The sequence below is a fragment of the Candidatus Binataceae bacterium genome (assembly GCA_035500095.1).
GTDB lineage: Bacteria > Desulfobacterota > Binatia > Binatales > Binataceae > JAKAVN01.
The window spans coordinates 17,761-39,070 of sequence record DATJXN010000129.1; the positions used below are offsets into that span (position 1 = coordinate 17,761).

The window sequence follows — 21,310 nt, forward strand, 5'->3', positions numbered from 1 at the left end:
TGATGAGACTGACACAGATGCGAGGTTGCGGCTATGAGTGAACTGAGAGGCGCTCTTAACGAACTGCAATACGGCGGCGCGATAGTATATCCGCTGCTTTTTCTGGGCGTGGTCGCCGTACTGATCATTCTCGATCGCGCGGTAGCGTACTATCGCTCCCTGCGCCTGCCGCGCTCGCTGTCGGCGCTGGTGGAGACCTACGGGTTTCAGTGGGACGAGCTCGAGCGGCATCTGGCAGCTCTCGCGCCGGTTAACGTTTACCGGCGATTCTTCAAAGTGATTAGCGAAAATCGCGGCAAGCCGGCGTGGTGGGTCGAATCGCGCGCCGGCGACGAGGCCGGCGATATCGAGAAGCATCTGAGCCGCGGGCTCTGGATACTCGAGACCGTGGTCACCGCGGCGCCGCTGCTCGGTCTGCTCGGAACGATCACCGGCATGATGCAGGCGTTCAAGGTAATCGGCGGGTCGGGGCTAGTGGCGCCCACGCAGGTGACGTCGGGCGTGGCGCAGGCTCTGATCTCGACCGCGCTGGGCCTCCTGATCGCACTTTTCGCGCTCTTCGGGTTCAACTTTTTCGCGCGAACGCAATCGCAGGCGCTCGACCATCTCGAGCGCCTCGGCTCGAAGCTGATCGACCATATTCGCCTCGACGAAGAGGAGGGCGAGGCGAAGGAACCGGTTGCGGGCGTGACTGCGCTGACGGCGCGCGAGGGGAGGGCGAAGCGATGAAACTGCGCAGGGGACGGGGCTACCGGCGCGGCCGGATAGAGATCATCCCGATGATCGACGTGATGTTCTTTCTGCTGGTGACGTTCATGCTGGCCTCGCTGTCGATGCAGAGCCTCAATTCGATCACCGTCAACCTTCCGCAGGGGGAAGCGCCCAACCTTCAGCACAAGGAGCCGGTCGCCCTGACGATTACCAAGGACAGCAAGATATTTCTCGACAAGACTCCGGCGACGCTGGAGACGATGGCTTTTGCGCTGAAGAGCATGTTGCAGGGGAGCAGCGATCGCGGAGTCGTGGTCAACGCGGATAGCGCCGCGCCCGAGGGTATCGTCGTGGAAGCGATGCTGCAGGCGCGCCGCGCCGGCGTCGAGCATTTTCTGATCGCGGTCAAGCGCCAATGAGCGGCGCCCTTCAAACAGCATCGCCCTTCCTGGACGAGCCCTGGCGGCGGCTGGCGTGGACGGCGCCGCTCGCGGTCGCGATCTGGGCGGGGGTGCTGCTCGCTTTTGCGCTGGTTCTCAAGCAGACGTCCCCGCCGCTGCCCGAGCTCACGCCGATCGAGGCGCGGATCGTGGAAGTGCCCCCGCCCGCGGGCCTCCAGGGCGGTCCCGCCGCCGCTCCGCATCCCGTGGCGCCGGCACTGCCCAAGCCGAAGCCCGAGGTCCGGCGCAAAGCGATTCCGCCACCGGTTCCGCATAAGGCGAGAGCCATACCGCAGGCCCCGCCGTCCATCGCTGGAACGAGCAAGGCTCCGGCCGAATCCAGCGCGCCGTCCAAGGCGGCGACGGGCGCGAGCGCCGAAAGCAGCAGCGCGCCGCAGGGAAAGGAGGGCACGGGCGGGCCGGGACTCGGCAGCGACAGCCTCGGCGCGCGGGCGATCTATTCGCCGACGCCGAAAATTCCCGACGACCTGCGCGAAGAGGCTTTCCAGGCGGTGGCGGTCGCTCACTTCGAGGTTTCCTACGACGGCAGCGTGAAGGTGACGCTGGCGCAGCCGACGCCGGACCCGCGGCTGAACCAGATTCTGCTCGATACGCTCAAGCAGTGGCGTTTCTTTCCCGCGATGAGGGGCGGCGTGGCGATCGATTCCGTTTTCGATTTGCGGATTCCGATAACCGTGCAGTAAGCGGCCCCGTTTACTGGTATTCGAGAAGGCTTTTTGACAGAGATCGGTCGGGGCCGCGCGCACTGGCGCACGGCCCATAAGTACGCGCGGGAGATCATGATCATGAAAATCGGACTGCTGATGCCGTTCACCGAGGATACCGCCAACCCCGCCGACTTCTGCCGCACGGCAGAGGCGCTGGGCTTCGAATCGATGTGGGTGCCCGAGCATCCGATACTCCCCGTCAATCCCAAGACGCCTTTCCCGCAAGGCGGACCGATTCCGCCGGTCTATTCGCATATGGGCGATCAGTTCGTCGCGCTCAGCATGGCTGCCGCGGCGACAAAGAGGTTGAAACTCGCGACCGGCATCTGCCTGGTGCCCGAGCACAACCCGATGATCCTGGCCAAGCAGATCGGCAGCCTCGACAGCTTTTCCAGCGGCCGCTTCATCTTCGGCGTCGGCGCGGGATGGCTGCGCGAAGAGACCGAGCTGCTCGGCGGCGACTTTCCGCGTCGCTGGACGCAGACCGCCGAATACGTCGCGGCGATGCGCGAGCTGTGGAGCAAGGGCGAGGCGTCGTTCGAAGGAAAGTACGTGCGCTTTCCCGCGATCCGCTCGTATCCGCGGCCGGCCCAGCCGGCCGGACCTCCGGTGCTGCTCGGCAGCCGCGACAAGAACGCGCTCAAGCGCGTTGCCAAGTGGGGCGACGGATGGTGCCCGATTCGCATCACCGTCGATGAGATGAAGCAGGCGACCGCCGAGTTGCGCGAGGAATGCCACAAGGCCGGCCGCGACTACAGCAGGCTCGATCTCACGGTGATGGGTTCGCTCGGCGACGAGCACGCCAAAGCCCATGACGAACTTGGCAAGTATGCCGCGCTTGGCGTCGGCCGTTTCGTGATCGCGCTGGTCGCCGGTGCGCTCGGGCCGGAGAAGTACGCGCCGGAACTCGAACGGCTGGCCAAGGTGTATCTCTGAAATCCTGCGGCCCAAGCGCGGACATCTTTGCGCCGGGGAAGGCGGAGTCGATCGAAAGCAAGGCGCTGGCGCGATGATGCTGCGCGGAGCGATCTCAGGCTTCGGCGAGGTTGCCGCGCAGGCCCATCTGGCCGGATGGCGCACGCGCCCCGACGTCAATATCGTTGCGATTCACGACCCGGTCTCCGAACGGCGCCATCACGCGATGCGTCTCATCCCGAACATACGCGTGTATGACGATCTCGAACTGATGCTCGACGGCGAGCGGCTGGACTTTGTGGACGTGGCAAGTCCGCCCACCTATCACGCGGCGACGGCGCGGATGGCGCTTGAAGCCGGTGCTCACGTCCTGGTCGAGAAGCCGCTTTGCCTCGCGCGCGACGAGTTCGATTCGTTGCGCGACTCCGCCACAAGCCGCGGCCGCGTGCTGATGTGCGTCCACAACTGGAAGTACGCCGCCACCTATCGGCTTGCGCACGACCTCGTGGCGGCAGGGCGGGTCGGCAAAATTGGGTACCTCGCGCTCGACCGCCTACGGACGGCGCCTGCCGGTGGCGGCACCGGCATGGGTGGGCGATGGCGCCTCGGCGCGGCGAGCGGCGGCGGAATCCTGGTGGATCACGGATGGCACGTCTTCTACCTGATGCGGTGGCTGATGGGCGGTATCGACCCCGAGGCGGTCACGGCCGTCCTCAGCGCCGGGCAGGCGGCGCCGGTCGAGGAGGTCGCCGACCTCCGCGTGATTTTTCCCGGCGACAGGATCGCCTCCACTCATCTGAGTTGGCGCGCGCCGGTGCGCCGCACTCGCGCGATGCTCTACGGCAGCGAGGCGGCGCTTGAAATCGAGGATGGCCGCGTCGTCCTGACCGCGCGGTCCGGGACATCCGAGGATCTCTCGCCTGCGCCCGAAGCCGACGACTCCTACCATTCCGCATGGTTCGCTGGGATGGCCGCCGACTTTGAGCGGGCAATCCGCAATGAAGCTACGGCGGGGGTCGTTGCGGCGGAAAACCTGGCCGAGGCGCATGCCGCGCTCGCCTTGACGCTGGGCGCCCAGGAATCAGCCCGGCAAGGCGGCAATCAGGTTAAGCTTCGATGAATTGCCTGTTACTTCAAGGCTTCCGCCCCTATTGACTTTGGGCAACCGGCCTATAAAAGTGCTCATTGACCGGTAGGTTAGCGACGGGCCGAGGGCTATTTTCACAGCCTTCTAGGGCTTTCCATCGCCTCACCGATGAAATCGGTAAGGGTGGTCGAGAGAGACAGCCACGGTGCATCCTGCCAGAGTATATGGCGTCCGATTCGCAGCCGACTTTGCAGGAAAAACCTCAGGATTCGCGGGATGAAATCCTTAACGCGGCGATCCCCCTGTTCGCCCGCCGCGGATTTCATGAAACTTCGATGTCCGAGGTTGCGCGCGAGGCGAAGGTCAGCAAGGCGCTGATCTTTTGGCATTTCAAGACCAAGGAGGATCTCTTCCTCGCGGTCCTCAACCGGTTGCTTGAGCCGTATTTCATCGACTTTGCCGAAGAGGTCGGAGCGCTTGACGAGCGCGCGCAGCTCCGCAAGCTGGTGCAATCGTACCTGCTTTTCGTGCGCGAGAACGCTCCTTCGGTGCGCTTCTTCCTTGGCCAACTGCTGCACGGCGAGAAGGTCCCCGAGGAACTCGCCACTCAGGTGATGAAACTGTATGACGGCTACCGTGAACTGATGGTCGACATCGTCCGCCGCGCGCAGGAGAAGAATCTTTGCTCGCGCGACATCGCGCCCGAGGCGGCTGCCAACTTCACCGTCTCGGCGCTCAACGGCTCGCTGCTGGGCTTCCTGTTCACAGGCAGCACGTCCGAAGACTTGAGCCGGGCGGTCACGATGCTCGAGGAGTGGCTGTTCCGCGATTCTGCGAATCGCCCCGCGGAAGGCGGCAAGGCTGTCGCTTGACCCTGCTTTCCACGAACCGAATCCGGAGAATGCTCTCACTATGCGAATACCGCTGAAGCTGATGCTGGACCTCGGACGCTACATGCGCCGCAAGCGGCGTGCGGGCGAGAAATACTTCCCGCTGGTGCTGATGCTGGAACCGCTGCATGCGTGCAACCTCGCTTGTATCGGATGCGGCCGGATCGTCGAATACAAGGACACGATCCGCGACCAGATGCCGCTGGAGGAGGCGCTCGGCGCAGCAGAGGAAGCCGACGCGCCGATCGTTTCGGTCTGCGGCGGCGAACCGCTGATGTACAAGCATATTGTGCCGCTGGCCAGCGGGTTGATCGAGCAAAAGCGGCACGTGCAGATCTGCACCAACGCGATCCTGCTCGAACGCTTCGTGCGGCAGGTCGGTCCCAGCCCCTATCTGAGCTTCAACGTTCATATCGACGGCATGCGCGAGACTCACGACCGCGTGGTCGATCGCGCCGGCGTGTTCGACACCTGCGTGCGCATGATCAAACTTCTCAAGGAGAAGGGCTATCGCGTGCAGACCAACTCGACGATCTTCCGCGAAACCGGCGCGGAAGAGATCGAGGAGCTGGTCAGGATGCTCGGCGGGCTCGGCGTCGACGGGATGCTGCTCACACCGGGTTATCACTACCAGGTGCTGACCAACGACGAGATATACCTCAAGCGCGAAGAGATGCCGTTGAAGTTCAAGCGCGTGCGCAAGCTCGCCGACGACTATAAGATCATCAATACTCCGATATATCTCGACTACCTGGTGGGTGACCGCGACCTTTTGTGCAGCCCGTGGACCACCGTCACGCGTAATCCACAAGGCTGGAAGGGCCCCTGTTACCTCATCACCAACGGCCACTACAAGACCTTCAGCCAGATGCATCAGGCGACCGATTGGGAGTACTACCGCACCAAGCAGGACGTTCGATGCCGCGATTGCAAGCTGCATTCGGGCTTCGAGGGGACCGTGGCGCTGCAGTTCGGGGAGAATCTGAAGGATTCGTGGCGGATGGTGCGCCACTATATGTCCTGACCGGGGCTGCCGCGCGCCGGCGGATGTCGCGCGCCGCGGGGTAAGAACGATCTTGTGATGAGGCCAGAGTAGAGTTCGATGGCGGAGGAAGTGAAATCCGACCGGCGGGATCATGCGCACGACCATGAGCGAGTGCATGGCGCTGCCGCAGCTGCGAATAACGGTCAGCACACTGCCGCGGCCGACGGCCATCCGCGGGCGCAGAGCAATGCGCCGGCGTTTGAACTCGACCGCTACCTGCGCGAACGCGCGGCGCTCGTCGAGCGCGCGCTCACCGGCGCAGTCAACGGCAGCGGTGGCGCAAGCGCTCCGGCCGGCCGCCTGTTCGAGGCGATGCGCTACAGCCTGCTGGCGGGCGGCAAACGGCTGCGCCCGGTGCTGGCTCTCGCGGCGTGCGAAGCGGTAGGCGGCAGGCTCGAGGCCGCGATGGGCTTCGCGTGCGCGATCGAGATGATTCATACCTATTCGCTCATCCACGACGATTTGCCCTGCATGGACGACGACGACTTGCGCCGCGGCCGTCCGACCAATCACAAGATTTACGGTGAAGCGGTCGCGACGCTCGCCGGTGACGCATTGTTGACCGACGCCTTCACGGTTCTGGCGCGCTCCGGCGTGGCTTCGAGCGCCGCGCCGCCGGCGGCCCTGCTCACGACTGTCGCCGAACTGGCCGAGGCCGCGGGATCGGCCGGGATGGTGGCGGGGCAGGTGATCGATCTGCTCGGTGAAGGCCGCAACCTGACGGTGCAGGAACTGGAGTACCTGCATCGCAGGAAAACCGGGGCGTTGTTCATCGCCGCAGTGCGCGGCGGCGCGCGATTGGGCGGAGCCGGCGGGGCCGAACTCGCCGCGCTCGAGGCCTACGCGCGCGCGCTCGGCCTCGCCTTCCAGGTGATCGACGACATCCTCGACGTCGAAGCTTCGACCGAGCAGATGGGCAAGCGCACCGGCAAGGACGTGGCGCACGGAAAGAATACCTATCCGCGCCTCATCGGGCTCGACAAATCATGGCAGCTCGCGCGCGACCTCGAGCGCCGCGCTCTGCACGCGCTCGACGCTTTCGACCATCGCGCCGAACCGCTGCGGGCGCTCGCGAGTTTCACCGTGGAGCGGAGGCTGTGATGCCGGTCGCCGCCCGGAATTTGTCCCGGCCACTCACGCCCGCCTCTGACGTGAGTCGCATCGTGGCGCGGCAGGCTGTGCTCTTTGCGCCGCGAGACCTTCGGCTTTGCGATTTCACGCCGCCCCGTCCCGGTGCCGGCGAGCTTTTGCTGCGTGTCAAATGCGCGCTCAGTTGCGGCACCGATCTCAAGACTTATCGCCGCGGCCATCCGGTGTGGCGGTTGCCCACGCCGTTTGGGCACGAGTTTTCTGGCGTGGTGGCCGAGGTCGGCGAGGGCGTGCGCGGCTTCAATGAGGGCGACGAGCTGATGGCGGCGCCCACCGCGCCCTGTGGCGCTTGCTTCCATTGCCTGCGCGGGCAGGAAAATCTCTGTCCGCAGGCGATGGAGAAGATGGTGATGGGCGCGTATGCGGATTTTCTGCTGCTGCCCGCCCATGTGGTCGCGCGCAATGCTTTTCGCAAGCCGCCGGCGCTCGCATTCGAAGAGGCCGCTTTGCTCGAACCGCTCTCCTGCGTCGTTCACGCGCAGGCGCTCGCGCGGCCCGAGGCCTTCGAGAGCGTCCTGATAATCGGTGCCGGCGCCTTTGGTCTGCTCCACATGCTCGCGCTCCGCGCGGGTGGAGTGAGCGAGATCGCAATCGCCGGACGCGGCGCGGACCGCCTGGAGTGGGCGGGACGATTGGGCGCGGACCGCGTGATCGACGTTGCCAAGGGCGATCCGGCGGCCGAGGTGGCGCGGCTCAACGGCGGTTTCGGCCCCGACCTGGTGATCGAGTGCACGGGGCAGGTCGAGGGATGGCGTGACGCGTTCGCGCGCGTGCGCCGCGGCGGCCGGGTGGTGTTCTTCGGCGGATGCGCGGCGGGTACCGCGCTCGAGATCGACACGCGGCGCATGCACTACGACAATCTGACGCTGATTGCGCCGTTTCACTTTCGTCCGCGCGACGTGCGCCGCGCGTACGAGTTGCTCGCGGACGGCCGCCTGGGTGCCGGCCGCATCATCAATGCGCATAGTTCGCTTGCGGATATCGCTGGAGTCTTTGCGATGCTCGAGCGAGGCACGGTGTTGAAATGCGCAGTTACGCCTTGAGGGTTGCGCCCTCGGGAGCGTGGCGGCGCGAGGTGGCGGGGATGTTTGGGGAATCCGAATCCAGCGGCCCGGCCGAATAACGAGCGGGAATTCCGAAGCCTATGAGTGAAGCTATCGACATGGTCAACGGCAGAGTTGCGGAGCCGGCGCCGGAGCACGCCGCCGAGCAGAGGTCGGCGGCGGCGTCGCCGCGCGACGAATTTGCCGCCAAGCTCCAGTCCTGCATCGACCGCGCGCAGCGCGCGCTGCTCGCGCTGCAGCGTCCCGAGGGCTACTGGCAGGGTGCGCTCGAAGCCAATGCCGAGATGAACTCGGAGTACATCATCTTCAACCGCTTTATGGGCGTGCACGATCCCGAAACGGACGCCAAGCTCAAGCGCCATCTGCTCGATCTGCAGCAGGCCGACGGAAGCTGGAATCTGTTTCCGGGCGGCGAGGGCGATCTCTCGACCTCGATCGAAGCTTACTTCGCGCTCAAGCTGACCGGACTGCGCGCCGGTGACGAACAGCTGATGCAGGCGCGGCGATGGATCCTCTCGCGCGGTGGAATCGCCCGCTCGGGCACGCTCGCGCGCTTCTACCTCGCGGCGATGAACCAGGTGCCGTGGGATTGCACGACCGCGGTGCCGGTGGAGTGGCTGCTCACGCCCAACTGGCTCCCGGTCAATATCTACGAGCTTTCTTCATGGGCGCGCGGCACGCTGGTTGCCCTGATGCTGCTCCGCGCGGGGCGTCCGGTGGTCGAAACCGACTGGCGCGAGGGCGTCCTCGAACTCTATATCCAGCCGCCGCATTTCACCAAGTTCGAATTGCCGCGCCCGCGTCGCTTCTGGTCGCCGCGCCATCTTTTCAATCTCGCCGACCGGCTCCTGCGCCTCTACGATCGCCATCACCTCAAGGGCATGCGGCGCAGGGCGATCGCGGAGGCGGAGCGCTGGTTGCTCGAGCATCAGGACGCCAACGGATCGTGGGGCGGAATTCAGCCCTGCTACCTGCTGAGCACGATGGCGCTCAAGGGGCTCGGCTACCGCAACGACCATCCGGTGATCGAAAAAGCACTCGCGGCGACGCGCGAGCTGATCTGGGATCAGGGCGATTCGATTCTCTTTCAGCCGTGCGTGTCGCCCAATTGGGACACCGGGCTCGCCGCCAAGGCCTTGATCGATTCGGGCCTCGCGCCCGACCATCCGGCGCTGCGTGACGCGGCCAAATGGCTCATCGATCATCAGATACTCAAGCGCGGCGACTGGTCGGTCAAGCGGCCCCACCTCGAGCCCGGCGGATGGGCGTTCGAGTTCTACAACGACTGGTATCCCGACGTCGACGACGCCGCAGTCATTCTGATGGCGCTCGCGGATTCCGACGCGGACGACGCCGCCGCGCGCGAGCGCGCGATCAGCCGCGGCGCCAACTGGGTGATGGGTATGCAATCGAAGGACGGCGGTTTCGCCGCTTTCGATGTCGACAACGATGCCACCTGGTTCAACTACGCGACCTTCGCCGCCGACACCGAGGCAGCCACCGATCCGAGCTGTCCCGATTTGACCGGCCGCGTGCTCGAGATGATGGCGGCGGTCGGCTACCGCTCCGACCACCCGGTTGCGCGCCGCGCTATCCGATGGCTCAAGCACGAGCAGGAGAGCGACGGTTCGTGGTGGGGGCGATGGGGCGTCAACCATATCTACGGCACCAGCGCCGCACTGTCGGGGTTGCGGGCGATCGGCATGAGTCCCTCCGAGCCGTGGATTCAGCGTGCCGCAGCCTGGCTCAAGTCGAAACAGAACGCGGACGGCGGATGGGGCGAGAGCTGTCTGAGCGACAAGGAACCGGCGTGGCGCGGCCGCGGGACCAGCACACCGTCGCAGACCGCGTGGGCGATGATCGGGCTGCTGGCCGCCGAGGACGGTATCAGCCCCTACCTGGTCCGCGGTCTGCAATGGTTCGTCGAGCGACAGCGCGAAACCGGCGATTGGGAGGAGACCGAGTTTACCGGAACCGGCTTTCCCAATCATTTCTACCTGCGCTATCACCTCTATGCGCATTATTTTCCCCTGATGGCGCTGGGACGCCTGCGCAAGCGGATGATGGAGCTCGCTGCCAACTGAAGCTCGAGAGGCAGGCGTGAAGGCGGTCGCAATTCTCGGCTCGACAGGCTCGGTCGGCGTCACCACGCTTGACGTGGTCGAACGTTTCCACGACCGGTTTCGCGTAGTCGCGATCGCCGCGGGCAGCAATATCGACCTGCTCGTCAAACAGACCGAGCGCCACCGGCCCGAAATCGTTTCGGTGGCGACCGCCGAGCTCGCGAGCGAACTGAAGCGCCGCCTCGGGCCGGCGTGTGGCGTGGAGATTTGTCATGGACGCGAGGGTGCGATCGCCGTGGCAACGCATCCGGCGGCCGCGATCGTCGTTTCGGCCTTGGTCGGTGCGCTCGGCTTGGGCCCCACGCTGGCCGCGATCGCTGCCGGCAAGGATATCGCGTTCGCCAACAAGGAAGTGCTGGTGGTCGCGGGCGAGATGATGACCGCCGCAGTGCGCGAGCGCGGAGTGCGCCTGCTGCCGGTGGACAGCGAGCACAACGCGATTTTCCAGTGTCTCGAGGGCCGCGGGCGCGCCGGCCTCAAGCGCATCGTCCTGACCGCGTCGGGCGGTCCGTTTCTCCGCCTGCCGGCCGATCGCTTCGCGTCGATAACCGTGGCCGAGGCACTCAACCATCCCACCTGGCGGATGGGCAACAAGATCACCATCGACTCGGCGACCCTGATGAACAAGGGATTGGAAGTGATCGAAGCGCACTGGCTGTTCGATCTTCCCGCCGAGCGCATCGACGTCGTCATCCATCCGCAAAGCGTCATTCATTCGATGGTCGAGATGATCGACGGTTCGGTGATCGCCGAGATGGCCGAGCCCGACATGGCGATCCCGGTTGCCTACGCGCTCGCGTTTCCCGATCGCCTGCCGCTTGACCATCTGAAGCCGCTCTCGCTGGTCGAGCGCGGCAACCTGACTTTCGAAGAGCCCGACCCGGCGCGCTTTCCGTGCCTTGGTCTCGCCTACCATGCGCTCGAGGCGGGCGGCACGATGGCGGCCTGTCTCAACGCGGCGAACGAGGAGCTGGTCGCGGCCTTTCTCGGCGGGCGTTCGCGCTTCGCCGACATTCCGCGCCATCTCGAAACCGTGATGACGCGTCACACGAACTGCCCTGCGCGCACGCTCGAGGATCTCTACGAGGTCGACGGGTGGGCGCGCGCCCAGGCGCGGGAGCTGATCGGACAGGCGCCTGCCGCAAGCCTCTGACGTGGACGCCGAGGGCGCGAACCACCCGAACTCCGCCGTGCTGGCAGACGGCGCGCGCGACGCTGCAGTGACGCCGGCCGCGGAGTCCGATTCCGCAGCGCTCGCCGCAGCTTACCAATTATGCGGGCGGCTCGCGCGCTCGCACTACGAGAACTTCACCGTCGCGTCCTGGCTGATGCCGCGTGCGATGCGCAAGCACTTGCATGCGATTTACGCTTACGCGCGCATGGCCGACGACTTTGCCGACGAGGAGCGTAGCCTCGCCCGGCTCGACGAATGGGAGCGCGAGCTCGATTTCGCCTACGCCGGGGCGCCGCGCCATCCGGTGTTCGTGGCGCTCGCCGACACCGCGCGCCGTTTCGATATTCCGCGCGAGCCCTTCGCAGACCTGCTGCGCGCGTTTCGCTCCGATCTCGACTTTCGCGGCTTCGAGACCATCGACGACCTGCTGGGCTATTCGCGCTACTCGGCCGATCCGGTCGGGCGCATCGTGCTCTACCTGTTCGGCTACCGCGACGCCGAGCGGCAGCATCTGTCCGACCGGGTGTGCAGCGGCCTGCAACTTGCGAACTTCTGGCAGGACGTCGCGATCGATCTCGAAAAGGGGCGCGTCTATCTGCCGCGGGCGGACATGGCGCGGTTCGGGGTAACGGTCGAGGACCTCCGCGTGCACAACGCCAACTCGAGCTTCGCGGCGTTGATGCGGCATGAAGTTGCCTGCGCGCGCGGATTGCTGCTCGCGGGCGCGCAGCTCGCCGCGATGGTGGACAAGCGGCTCTCGCGCGACATCAGGATGTTCGCCGGCGGCGGGCTCGCGATCCTGCGTGCGATCGAGCACGCGGGCTACGACGTGCTGCACCGCCGTCCGGCGCTCGGCAAGGTCGATTACCTGCGCCTGGGATGGCGGGCGCTGCGAGGACGGCTTGAAGCCTGAGGGCATCGCGGTTGCCTCGATGCCCGCGGCGGATGCGGCGCTGCGGGAGGATTACGCGCGCTGCGCGTCGATCACGCGCCGCTCCTCGTCGAATTTCTACTATGCCTTCATGCTGTTGCCGGCCGAGCGGCGCTATGCGCTCTACTCGGTCTATGCCTTTTGCCGATTCGTTGACGATATTGCCGACGATGACGCCGGCGGGGAGGCGAAGCGCAAGCCGGCCGAGTTGCTGGCGCTCTGGCGCGGCGAGCTCGATCGCGTGTACACCGGCGCGCCGACTCATCCGATCTCACGCGCGCTAGCGCACAACGTGCGCCGCTTCGCGATCCCGCGCCACTACTTCGAGGAAATTATCGACGGCGTCGAGATGGACCTCGGGCGCAAGCGCTACGCGACCTTCGAAGAGCTGCGCCTGTACTGCTACCGCGTCGCCTCGGCGGTCGGTCTGGTGTGTATCGAGATTTTCGGTTACCGCAATCCGCGCACGCGCGAGTACGCGGAAAATCTCGGCCTCGCCTTCCAGCTTACCAATATTATCCGCGACCTGAGCGAGGACGCGGCCCGCGGCCGAATCTATCTGCCGCTCGAGGACCTCGCGCGTTTCGGCGTGAGCGAAGACGATATCCTCGGCGGCGCCGACACGCTCGAGCTGCGCGGCCTGCTCGAGTACGAAGTCGAACGCGCGCGCGCATTCTACACGCTGGCCGAGAGCGCGCTTCCCGCGGAAGACCGCGCCGCCCTGGTCTGTGCCGAAGCGATGCACTCGATCTATCGCGCGCTGCTCGAGCGGATCGCGAGCAAAGGATGCGGCGTGGTCGGCCGCCGTCATCGTATCTCCACTCCGCGCAAGCTCTACCTGGTCGGCCGCACCTGGGCGGGCACGCGGCTGATGACGCGGGGGCAGGTGCGCGATGGTTGAGGATCGCGACGTGGTCGTGATCGGCGGCGGATTCGCCGGGCTCAGCGCGGCCGTGGCGCTTGCCCAAGTCGGGTTTCGTGTCGCCGTGCTCGAGAGCAAGCCCGCGCTCGGCGGCCGCGCATATTCATTTGCCGACCCCGAGACCGGCGATTTCGTCGACAACGGCCAGCACGTGCTGATGGGATGCTATGCCGAGACGCTCAGGTTTCTCGACCGTATCGGGCAGACCGGCCAGCTCGTGTTTCATCCCAACCTGGCGATCGAGATGCTCGAGCGCGACGGACGCGCGGGCGTGCTCAGGACCGCGCGCTTGCCGGGGCCGCTGCACATGACCGCCGGGCTGATGCGGTACGGGCTGCTGACCCCGCGCGAGCGGATGAGCGTGCTGGTGGCGGGGCTCAGGATGCTCCGGATGCGTCGGCGCGACCGTGCACGGCTGGCCCGGACGACCGTCAGCGGCGTGATGGACCTGCTGGGGCAGGGCGAACGGGCGCGGCGGTGTCTCTGGTATCCGCTCGCGATCGCGACGCTCAACGAGGACCCTGAAGTGGCCTCGGCCGCTCTGCTGGCCGAAGTGCTGAAGCGGGCGTTTTTTTCGCGCCGCGCCGATTCCGCCTTCGTCTACGCGAAGGTCGGACTTAGCGATTTATATTGTCCCGCCTCGGTGCGGATGATCGAGGCGGGCGGTGGTCTGGTCGAAACCCGCACGAGGGTCGATGCGCTCGAGCTCGGCGCCGACGGCAGAGTATCGTGCGCGCGCCTGCGCGACGGACGCCGCCTGAAAGCGAGCAACTTTATCGCCACGGTCCCGCCCGCGCAGCTCGTGCGTCTGCTGCCGGAAGAAGCCGCTGCGGGCCCGTTCTTTGCCCAGCTGGGCGAGATTGAGTATTCGCCGATCGTTTGCGTCCACGCGTGGTACGATCGCGAAGTGACCGACGCGCCGTTCGTCGGTTTCGTCGGCACGACTACTCAATGGTTGTTCAACAAGCGGCGCATCTTCGCCGAAAACGGCGCGCGCGCCAACGGCTATTTGAGCTTCGTCATCAGCGGCGCGCGTAGGCTGGTCGACGTCGGCAATGAAGAACTGCTCGACCAGGTCACGGACGATTTGCATACGATGATCCCCGCGGCGCGCCAAGCGCGTCTGATCAAAGCGCTGGTCCTCAAAGAAAAACGGGCCACGATGGCGCCGTCGCCCGACTGCGATCGTTTGCGGCCAGGCCTCGCGACTCCGATCGACAACTTCTTTCTCGCCGGCGACTGGATCCAGACCGGCCTGCCGGCGACGATCGAAAGCGCCGTCAAATCCGGGCAGGCCGCGGCCGCCGCCGTCGCCGCGCGCGTCAGCGGTTCGGCCCTTTCCGCCTGAGCAAGGCATATGGCTTCGCAACCCGCATTGGTAACAGGCGCGAACGGCTTCGTCGGATGCTACGTGGTGCGGGCGCTGCTCGCGCGCCAAAGACCGGTGCGCGCGCTGGTACGCAAGGGCGCGGATCTGCGGGCGCTCGAAGGCCTGGCGTGCGAATTCGCGTGGGGCGACCTGCGCGATGCAGCGGCAGTGGAGCAAGCGGCGCGCGGATGCGAGGAGATCTATCACGTCGCGGCGGACTATCGATTGTGGGTGCCCGATCCTGCGCCGATGTACGCCGCCAACGTCGAAGGCACGCGCAATGTGATGGCCGCGGCGCGCCACGTCAAGGTCCGCCGCGTGATTCATACCAGCACGGTCGGCGCAATCGGTATCCCGCACGGCGAGTCCGGACGCGAGGATACGCCGGTGACGCTCGCCGACATGGTGGGGCCGTACAAGCGATCGAAATTCATGGCCGAGCAGGTGGCGCTCAAGGCGGCGCGCGAAGGCCTGCCGGTCGTGATTGTCAACCCGTCCACGCCGATTGGCGCGAGCGATTACAAGCCGACGCCGACCGGCCGGATCATCGTCGATTTTTTAAACCGCAGGATGCCGGCGTTCGTGGATACCGGGCTTAACCTGGTTGACGTCGAAGACGCCGCAGCCGGGCATCTGCTGGCCGCCGAGCGCGGCTTGATTGGCGAGAAATATATCCTCGGCGGCGAAAACCTGACGCTCGAAGAGATGCTCGGCCGCCTGGCAAAGCTGTCGGGGCTGAGTGCACCCAAGATTCGCATTCCCTATGCCGTCGCGTGGACGTTCGCGCTCGGCGCCGAGGCGGTCGCGCGCACGATAACGCGGCGCGCGCCGCGCGCGAGCCTGACCGAGGTGCGGATGGCGCGCAAGCGGATGTTCTTCGATTCGTCAAAGGCGCGCGCCGCACTCGGATACGCGCCGCGCTCAATCGACGACGCGCTCGCGCGTGCGATCGAATTTTTTCGCGCCACCGGCGCCGTGCGCGAGGGGCAGGGTGCGTCGGCGGCGACACGCCGTGCCTGAGGTCTAAGAGAGCCTAGGCGATGCATCTGCTGCTTTCGACAATAGCGCTCAGACCATACGTGTTCGTGTTCCTCGGCTGCTACCTCGTAATCGCGATCGTCAACTTCGGCCTGCCCACCACGGCCCTGTTCAGCGCGCTGACTTATACCGTGGCGTGGGCCTGCGAATGGAGTTCCGTGCACAACGGCTTTCCCTTCGGGCTCTATCATTACATCCCGGCGACGCGCGGCCGCGAGATCTGGATCGCCGGCGTGCCGTTCATGGATTCGATTTCGTTCACGTTTCTGTCGTTCGCGAGCTACACGCTCGCGCTCCTGCTGAGCGCCCCGCTCTATCGGCGCGGATTCGACGTGCGCACGCTCGACACGTGGGCGATTCGGCGCTCGCCGCGGGTGTGGCTGATGGCGGCACTGTTCATGGTGATGATCGATATGCTGGCCGACCCGCTGAGCGTGCTCGGCAATCGCTGGTTTCTCGGCCGGATCTTCTGGTACGACCCGCCGGGACCACATTTCGGCGTGCCGATCAGCAACTACCTCGGATGGCTCTTCGTCGCCGCGATCACGGTCGCGATTTTCCAATGGCTGGATCGGCGGCTGAATCGCGGCGGCACGAGGCCGTTTGGCGCGATGCCGGCGGCGCCGTCGCGCGCGCTGTGGGGGCCGGGGCTGTATGGCGGAGTGGTCGGCTTTGCGATCGTGATGCTCTTTCGCGTCGGCCCAGGCGAAATCGCCTGGTCGGGAATGTTTATTTTCATCCCGCTCATCGCACTTGCGCTGAACATCGTGACCCGCGCCGAGTGCTGGGGCGGCGCGGCCGCCGTGGAGCGCCATCTGGCGGACTTTCCCTATGAGCGATCGCTGGCGGTCTGGAACGCAACGTCGCCGCAGCCCCTGTGGAGGCGGCGAGGCGCCGCCTAGCGCTCGCTCGTCAAACCCCGGGCTGTATCAGCACCGCGAGCGCGTCGGCCAGCGCCGCCGTCGCTCGGTTGACGCTCCGCATCATCCGCGCGAGCCCCGGGACCGCTGACGGATTGCGCATGACGAAGGCGGCGGCCGCAAGCGGCCGCACCTCGCCGTCTGCCCCCGCCAGTTCCGCGCCCACGATCTCCTCGTCAACGGTGTCGAGCACCGCGCGCAGACAGGCAAAGCGAATGCGGCGTCGGCGCGCCTCTGCAGCGATCCCGGCGCTTTCCATATCGACCGCGAGCGCGCCGGTCCTCGCGCCCGCGTCACGCTTGGAGCGGCCATCCTTGAGAACCCGAATGGCGGTCAGAATCGGTCCGATCGTGAACCTTATCCGCCCGGCCGCGAGCGCGGACTCGAAGGATGCGAGATCGGTTGGGTTGGCCGCGATCGTCTCACCGTTCGGGACAGGGCTGCGGTCAAGGATGAGACGATCGGCGAGGACCAGGTCGCCGGTTTGCAGCTTCTCGGTCAGTGCCCCGGCAAGGCCGGTCGCGATCGCGAGATCGACCGGCGCGAGCGATTCCATCGCGCGCCGCGCCGTCTCGGCGGCCCGGTCAATGCCGAGTCCCGTGAACACACCAACGACTTCCGTTGCGCCGAGACGGCCGCGAAAGCCGCGCAAGCCGCCGATTCCAAGCGCGGTGCGGCGTTCGATCCTGCGCTTGAAGACGGCGGCTTCGCGCGCAAATGCGTAAAAGATCAGGATCACTGGAGTTTCAGCTTGAGCGCCGCCGCGTTTGCCAGCAAAATTGCGCCAATGGCGAGGCGCGTGCATAGGATTGTGACACAAGCGCGAGGGATTGTGCGCGCGCGAGCCGGCCGATGACGGAGGCCAATTCCGCCAACTCTGGCGATTCCGATAAGTCGGTCATTTTCACCGCTGACGATTTCGGCGCCTCCGCCGAGGTCAACGCCGGTATCCTGCAGGCCTATCGCCAGGGCGTGCTCCGCGGGACGAGCCTGATGGTGGCGGCGCCGGCGCGCGACGAGGCGATCGCCGCTGCTCGCGAATGTCCCGGTCTTGATGTCGGGCTTCATCTCGTCGTGTGCCAGGGCAGGAGCGTGCTGCCGGCAGCGCGGCTCGGCGCGTTGGTCGATGGCTCGGGCCGCTTCGTCGAAAAGCCGGTGGAGGGCGGGATGCGCTACTTTTTCGATCGGAGCCTGCGCGCCAGCCTCGCGGATGAGTGCCGCGCCCAGATCGAGCTGCACCTCGAGCTGGTCGGCTATCTCAATCACATCGACGGCCATCTGAACTTCCACGTTCATCCGGTCATCTGCGATATCCTGCTCGACCTCGCTTCGGAATACCGCGTGCCTTGTATCAGGCTGCCGCGCGAGCCGGTGTTCACGACGCTTAAGCTCGCGCGCGACAACGCGGCGCGCAAGCTGGTCGAGGCCCTGATCTTTCGCACGCTCTCGCGGCGGACGCGCCGAAAGATGAACCAGCGCGGGATCAAGTCCACCGACTGGCTTTTCGGCCTCCATCAAAGCGGCAATCTGACCGAACATTATGTGCTCGACGTGATCGCGCGCCTGCCTGCCGGAGTTACCGAGATTTATGGGCATCCGGCGGCGAGCATCGGCCGCGGCCGGCCTCCGGAGGCGGCGGAACGCGAGGTCGAGATCCTGACCAGCCCGCTTTTGCCGCTCGCGCTTGAGCATGCGGGCGCGCGGCTTACGAACTTCGCCGAGCTCGCGCGCATTGGCCGCTGACGCGTCGCGCGGTACTGTATCTCGAAGGCAGCGCGGACGCTTTCGCGCCGGCGCGCAGACTCGGGCAAGCTCAAGCATCAGCAAGGCAACGTCAGAATATCCAGGAAGGCATTATCAATGATGGATCAGGAAGGCGCACCGCTCGCCGCCGAAAAGACAACCGAATACCGGCTTCCTGCCGACGTGGTGCCGGACCGCTACGAGATAAGCCTCACGCCCGATCTCCGCTCGTTCACTTTCGCGGGTGAAGAGAACGTGACCGTGCGCGTTCTCACCGCGACCGCCGAGGTCGTGTTGAACGCGCTCGAGCTGGAGATCGATCGGGTGAGCGCCGCGCGCGGCGGGGTCACGGTCGCGGGCAAGGCGGTGCTGGAACCCGCACACGAGCGGGCGCGCCTTACCTTCGAGCGCGCGCTGGAACCGGGCGAATGGACGCTCAGGATCGCCTTTCGCGGCGTGCTGAACGACAAGCTGCACGGCTTCTATCGCAGCAACTACAAGGACGCCAAGGGCGAGACTCATCTGGTCGCCAGCACGCAGTTCGAAGCGACCGACGCGCGCCGCGCGATCCCCTGCTGGGACGAGCCCGCGCTCAAGGCGCGGTTCAAGGTGCGGCTGGTGATCGACGAAGGGCTGACCGCGTTTTCCAATGCCGGCATCGAGAGCGAGCGCAGTCTTGGCGGCGGCAAGAAGGAGATCGTCTATAAGGAGACGATCAAGATGTCGACCTACCTGCTCGCCTTCATCGTGGGCGAGTTCGAGGCGACGGAGCCGGTGGACGCGGGAACCCCGCTGCGCGTCGCGCACGTACCCGGGAAGCGCGCGCTCACCGCGTGGGCGCGCGAGATCGGCGCCTTCTCGCTCAAGTGGTTCGCCAATTATTACGAGCTGCCCTATCCGGGCGACAAGCTCGATCTGATCGCCATTCCTGACTTCGCTTCCGGCGCGATGGAGAACCTGGGCGCGATCACCTTCCGCGAGACGGCGCTGCTGATCGACGAGAAGAGCGCCGCGCGCGCCGAACTCGAGCGCGTGGCCGACGTCGTCGCGCACGAGAACGCCCACATGTGGTTCGGCGACCTGGTGACGATGAAGTGGTGGAACGGGATCTGGCTCAACGAAGCCTTCGCCACCTTCATGGAGATGCTTGCGGTTGACGCCTGGAAGCCGCATTGGAAGCGCTGGGAGAGTTTCTCGGTGTCGCGGACGGCGGCGATGGCGATCGACGCGCTGAGCAGCACGCGGCCGATCGAGTTCACCGTGCTGAGCCCCGAAGACGCGCGCGCGATGTTCGACGTGCTGACCTACGAGAAAGGCGCCTCGGTGCTGCGGATGCTCGAGCAATATCTGGGCGCGGAGCGTTTTCGCAGGGGTATCGCCGACTATCTTCGCAAGCATCAGTTCGCCAACGCCGAAACCGGCGATCTGTGGGACGCGCTGGAGCGCGCCTGTGATGAACCGGTGCGCAAGCTGATGGATTCGTGGATCTTCCAGCCCGGCTTTCCGATGGTTGAGGCGGCCCTGGGAGCCGACGGACGGTCACTCCTCCTACGTCAGCGCCGCTTTTTGTATCTCGCCGAAGGCGCCGGCGCCGCCCACGAACAGCTCTGGCAGGTGCCGGTGATGGTGCGGGCGAAGACCGACCAGGGGATCGCGACCCAGCGTTTGCTGCTCGACGGCCGCGAAGCCACGCTCGACCTGGGCGGCCGGGTCGAGTGGGCGCTGCTCAACGAGGGCGGCCACGGCTTCTACCGCGTGCGTTACGCCGCCGATCTGCTCGCGGCACTGGGCCGTAATCTCGGCGATCTCAAGGGAGTCGAGCGCTACGCGCTGGTCAGCGATTCATGGGCGGCGACCGTGGCCGGAATGATGCGGCTTGCGGATTTCCTGCCGATGCTCCGCGCGATGCGCGGCGAGACCGACCTCAACGTGTGGCGCGCGATGCTCGCGCCGCTCGGCTACCTCGACATGGTCGCGACCGAAGCCGAGCGCCCCGCGTTGGCCGCGGCCGTACGCGCGATCGTGGGCGAGGCTGCGGCGCGCCTTGGATGGGACCCGCGCCCAGGCGAGGACGAACTGGTGCGCCAGTTGCGGGGCACGCTCTGGGGCTCGCTGGGTACGCTTGGCGGCGACGCCGATGTTCAACGGCGCGCAGCCGAGATGTACGCGCGCTACATCAAGGACCCGGCGTCGGTGGATCGGGATCTGGTGCCGCCGATGGTAGGAATACTGGCTTACGCCGGGGACCGCGCGCGTTTTGAGGAATTCAAGAAACACTTTAAGTCCGCACGAACCCCTCAGGAGGAGCAGCGCTACCTCTTCTCGCTGGCCGGATTTCGGCGGAGCGAGCTCTTGCGCGAGACCATGGAGATGACGCTCTCCGGCGAGATCCGCACGCAAAACGCGCCCTACGTGATGCATTCGTTGCTATCCAACAATGCCTGTCGTTACGAGGCGTGGGACTTCGTAAAGAAGCACTGGGACGAGATGATCCGCAAGTTCCCGGACGCCGCTTTGCCGCGGATGTGCGAGGCGGTCGTAGGATTGCTCGACCGCGAGCGCGAGGTGCACGAATTTTTCCAGGCCCATCGCGTCAGGCTCGGCGGCAAGATAATCGACCAGCATCTGGAACGGCTGCGTGTGGCGGTAGCGTTTCGCAGGCGCGAAGGCGCAAACATGACCGCCTCGCTCAAGGGCTGAGACGCGCGGGGCAATCGTCGCGACGCAAATAGATAACGACTCCGGGGCTGAGGGAGACGCATCCATGGCGCTCTTGCGGCCTGACGAATTCCTTTGCGCAGCTCATCGCACAGACCCCCAATCTGTTAGCAACTGACATCCGCCAAGTTAATAAATCTGGTGTTACGCGACGTATGACGCGCATTTTTTTCTTGCTTTGCTTGTTGCCGAGCGTTAACGTGCGTTCGTTCTTGTTCATCATTTCGTTTGAGGGGGAAAATTTTATGTCCGAAGGTTGAAGCAGGCCTCGGCTGCTGGGGTTGTTGATGCTCGGCTTGGGACTCGCCGTCGGCTTAGGCGCGTGCGGGGGTGACCACAACGG

The 21,310-nt window shown here is 65.7% G+C and carries 19 protein-coding genes; 18 read left to right on the plus strand and 1 reads right to left on the minus strand.

The genetic code is table 11. The features are described from left to right. Window positions 1-33 precede the first annotated feature (33 nt). The 16 genes from VMI09_13555 to VMI09_13630 all read left to right on the plus strand — a co-directional run bounded on the left by VMI09_13555 (window position 34) and on the right by VMI09_13630 (window position 16,488). Window positions 34-729, plus strand: coding sequence for a MotA/TolQ/ExbB proton channel family protein (locus tag VMI09_13555; GenBank protein HTQ25714.1), 696 nt, complete (start codon window positions 34-36; stop codon window positions 727-729). Further along, window positions 726-1,130, plus strand: coding sequence for a biopolymer transporter ExbD (locus VMI09_13560; protein HTQ25715.1), 405 nt, complete (start codon window positions 726-728; stop codon window positions 1,128-1,130). Before VMI09_13555 ends, VMI09_13560 begins: the two co-directional genes overlap by 4 nt. Beyond that, window positions 1,127-1,855 (plus strand): hypothetical protein, encoded by a 729-nt coding sequence (locus VMI09_13565; GenBank protein HTQ25716.1) that lies wholly within the window; start codon window positions 1,127-1,129, stop codon window positions 1,853-1,855. Before VMI09_13560 ends, VMI09_13565 begins: the two co-directional genes overlap by 4 nt. 102 nt (window positions 1,856-1,957) lie before the next feature. Next, window positions 1,958-2,815 carry an LLM class F420-dependent oxidoreductase gene (locus VMI09_13570; protein ID HTQ25717.1) on the plus strand — a complete coding sequence of 286 codons (858 nt, stop codon included), beginning with the start codon at window positions 1,958-1,960 and terminating at the stop codon, window positions 2,813-2,815. A gap of 73 nt (window positions 2,816-2,888) precedes the next feature. After that, complete coding sequence (locus tag VMI09_13575) at window positions 2,889-3,914, plus strand: Gfo/Idh/MocA family oxidoreductase (GenBank protein ID HTQ25718.1); 1,026 nt, start codon at window positions 2,889-2,891, stop codon at window positions 3,912-3,914. 191 nt (window positions 3,915-4,105) lie between these two features. Further along, entirely contained in the window at window positions 4,106-4,753 is a 648-nt protein-coding gene (locus tag VMI09_13580; protein ID HTQ25719.1) for a TetR/AcrR family transcriptional regulator, read from the plus strand. 40 nt (window positions 4,754-4,793) lie between these two features. After that, window positions 4,794-5,795, plus strand: a complete 1,002-nt coding sequence (gene hpnH / locus VMI09_13585) for an adenosyl-hopene transferase HpnH (protein HTQ25720.1) — start codon at window positions 4,794-4,796, stop codon at window positions 5,793-5,795. A gap of 78 nt (window positions 5,796-5,873) precedes the next feature. Beyond that, window positions 5,874-6,917 carry a farnesyl diphosphate synthase gene (locus VMI09_13590; protein HTQ25721.1) on the plus strand — a complete coding sequence of 348 codons (1,044 nt, stop codon included), beginning with the start codon at window positions 5,874-5,876 and terminating at the stop codon, window positions 6,915-6,917. Between the two features lie 62 nt (window positions 6,918-6,979). Further along, on the plus strand, window positions 6,980-8,008 hold the full coding sequence (locus VMI09_13595) for an alcohol dehydrogenase catalytic domain-containing protein (GenBank protein HTQ25722.1): 1,029 nt from the start codon (window positions 6,980-6,982) through the stop codon (window positions 8,006-8,008). A gap of 101 nt (window positions 8,009-8,109) precedes the next feature. After that, a complete protein-coding gene (gene shc / locus VMI09_13600; GenBank protein ID HTQ25723.1) occupies window positions 8,110-10,113 on the plus strand; it encodes a squalene--hopene cyclase in 2,004 nt (667 codons plus the stop codon). A 16-nt stretch (window positions 10,114-10,129) separates the two neighbouring features. Further along, window positions 10,130-11,305: a 1-deoxy-D-xylulose-5-phosphate reductoisomerase gene (locus tag VMI09_13605; protein ID HTQ25724.1), complete on the plus strand. Its 1,176-nt coding sequence runs from the start codon at window positions 10,130-10,132 to the stop codon at window positions 11,303-11,305. A 1-nt stretch (window position 11,306) separates the two neighbouring features. Further along, entirely contained in the window at window positions 11,307-12,239 is a 933-nt protein-coding gene (gene hpnC, locus VMI09_13610) for a squalene synthase HpnC (GenBank protein HTQ25725.1), read from the plus strand. Then, the gene (gene hpnD, locus VMI09_13615; protein ID HTQ25726.1) at window positions 12,229-13,158 is read left to right on the plus strand and encodes a presqualene diphosphate synthase HpnD; all 930 of its coding nucleotides are present in this window, start codon (window positions 12,229-12,231) and stop codon (window positions 13,156-13,158) included. The genes hpnC and hpnD overlap by 11 nt, the downstream gene beginning before the upstream one ends. Next, entirely contained in the window at window positions 13,151-14,527 is a 1,377-nt protein-coding gene (gene hpnE / locus VMI09_13620) for a hydroxysqualene dehydroxylase HpnE (protein HTQ25727.1), read from the plus strand. The genes hpnD and hpnE overlap by 8 nt, the downstream gene beginning before the upstream one ends. A gap of 9 nt (window positions 14,528-14,536) precedes the next feature. Beyond that, on the plus strand, window positions 14,537-15,568 hold the full coding sequence (gene hpnA, locus VMI09_13625; GenBank protein HTQ25728.1) for a hopanoid-associated sugar epimerase: 1,032 nt from the start codon (window positions 14,537-14,539) through the stop codon (window positions 15,566-15,568). Window positions 15,569-15,588: 20 nt separating this feature from the next. Continuing rightward, complete coding sequence (locus VMI09_13630; protein HTQ25729.1) at window positions 15,589-16,488, plus strand: carotenoid biosynthesis protein; 900 nt, start codon at window positions 15,589-15,591, stop codon at window positions 16,486-16,488. Between the two features lie 10 nt (window positions 16,489-16,498). On the opposite strand, the gene VMI09_13635 is transcribed toward VMI09_13630, so the two are convergent. After that, entirely contained in the window at window positions 16,499-17,245 is a 747-nt protein-coding gene (locus VMI09_13635; protein ID HTQ25730.1) for a hypothetical protein, read from the minus strand. Window positions 17,246-17,358: 113 nt separating this feature from the next. On the opposite strand from VMI09_13635, the gene hpnK reads away from it, so the two are divergent. Both hpnK and VMI09_13645 read left to right on the plus strand, forming a co-directional pair. Next, window positions 17,359-18,249 (plus strand): hopanoid biosynthesis-associated protein HpnK, encoded by an 891-nt coding sequence (hpnK, locus tag VMI09_13640; protein HTQ25731.1) that lies wholly within the window; start codon window positions 17,359-17,361, stop codon window positions 18,247-18,249. Window positions 18,250-18,366: 117 nt separating this feature from the next. Continuing rightward, window positions 18,367-20,949, plus strand: coding sequence for a M1 family metallopeptidase (locus tag VMI09_13645; GenBank protein ID HTQ25732.1), 2,583 nt, complete (start codon window positions 18,367-18,369; stop codon window positions 20,947-20,949). Window positions 20,950-21,310: the final 361 nt, after the last annotated feature.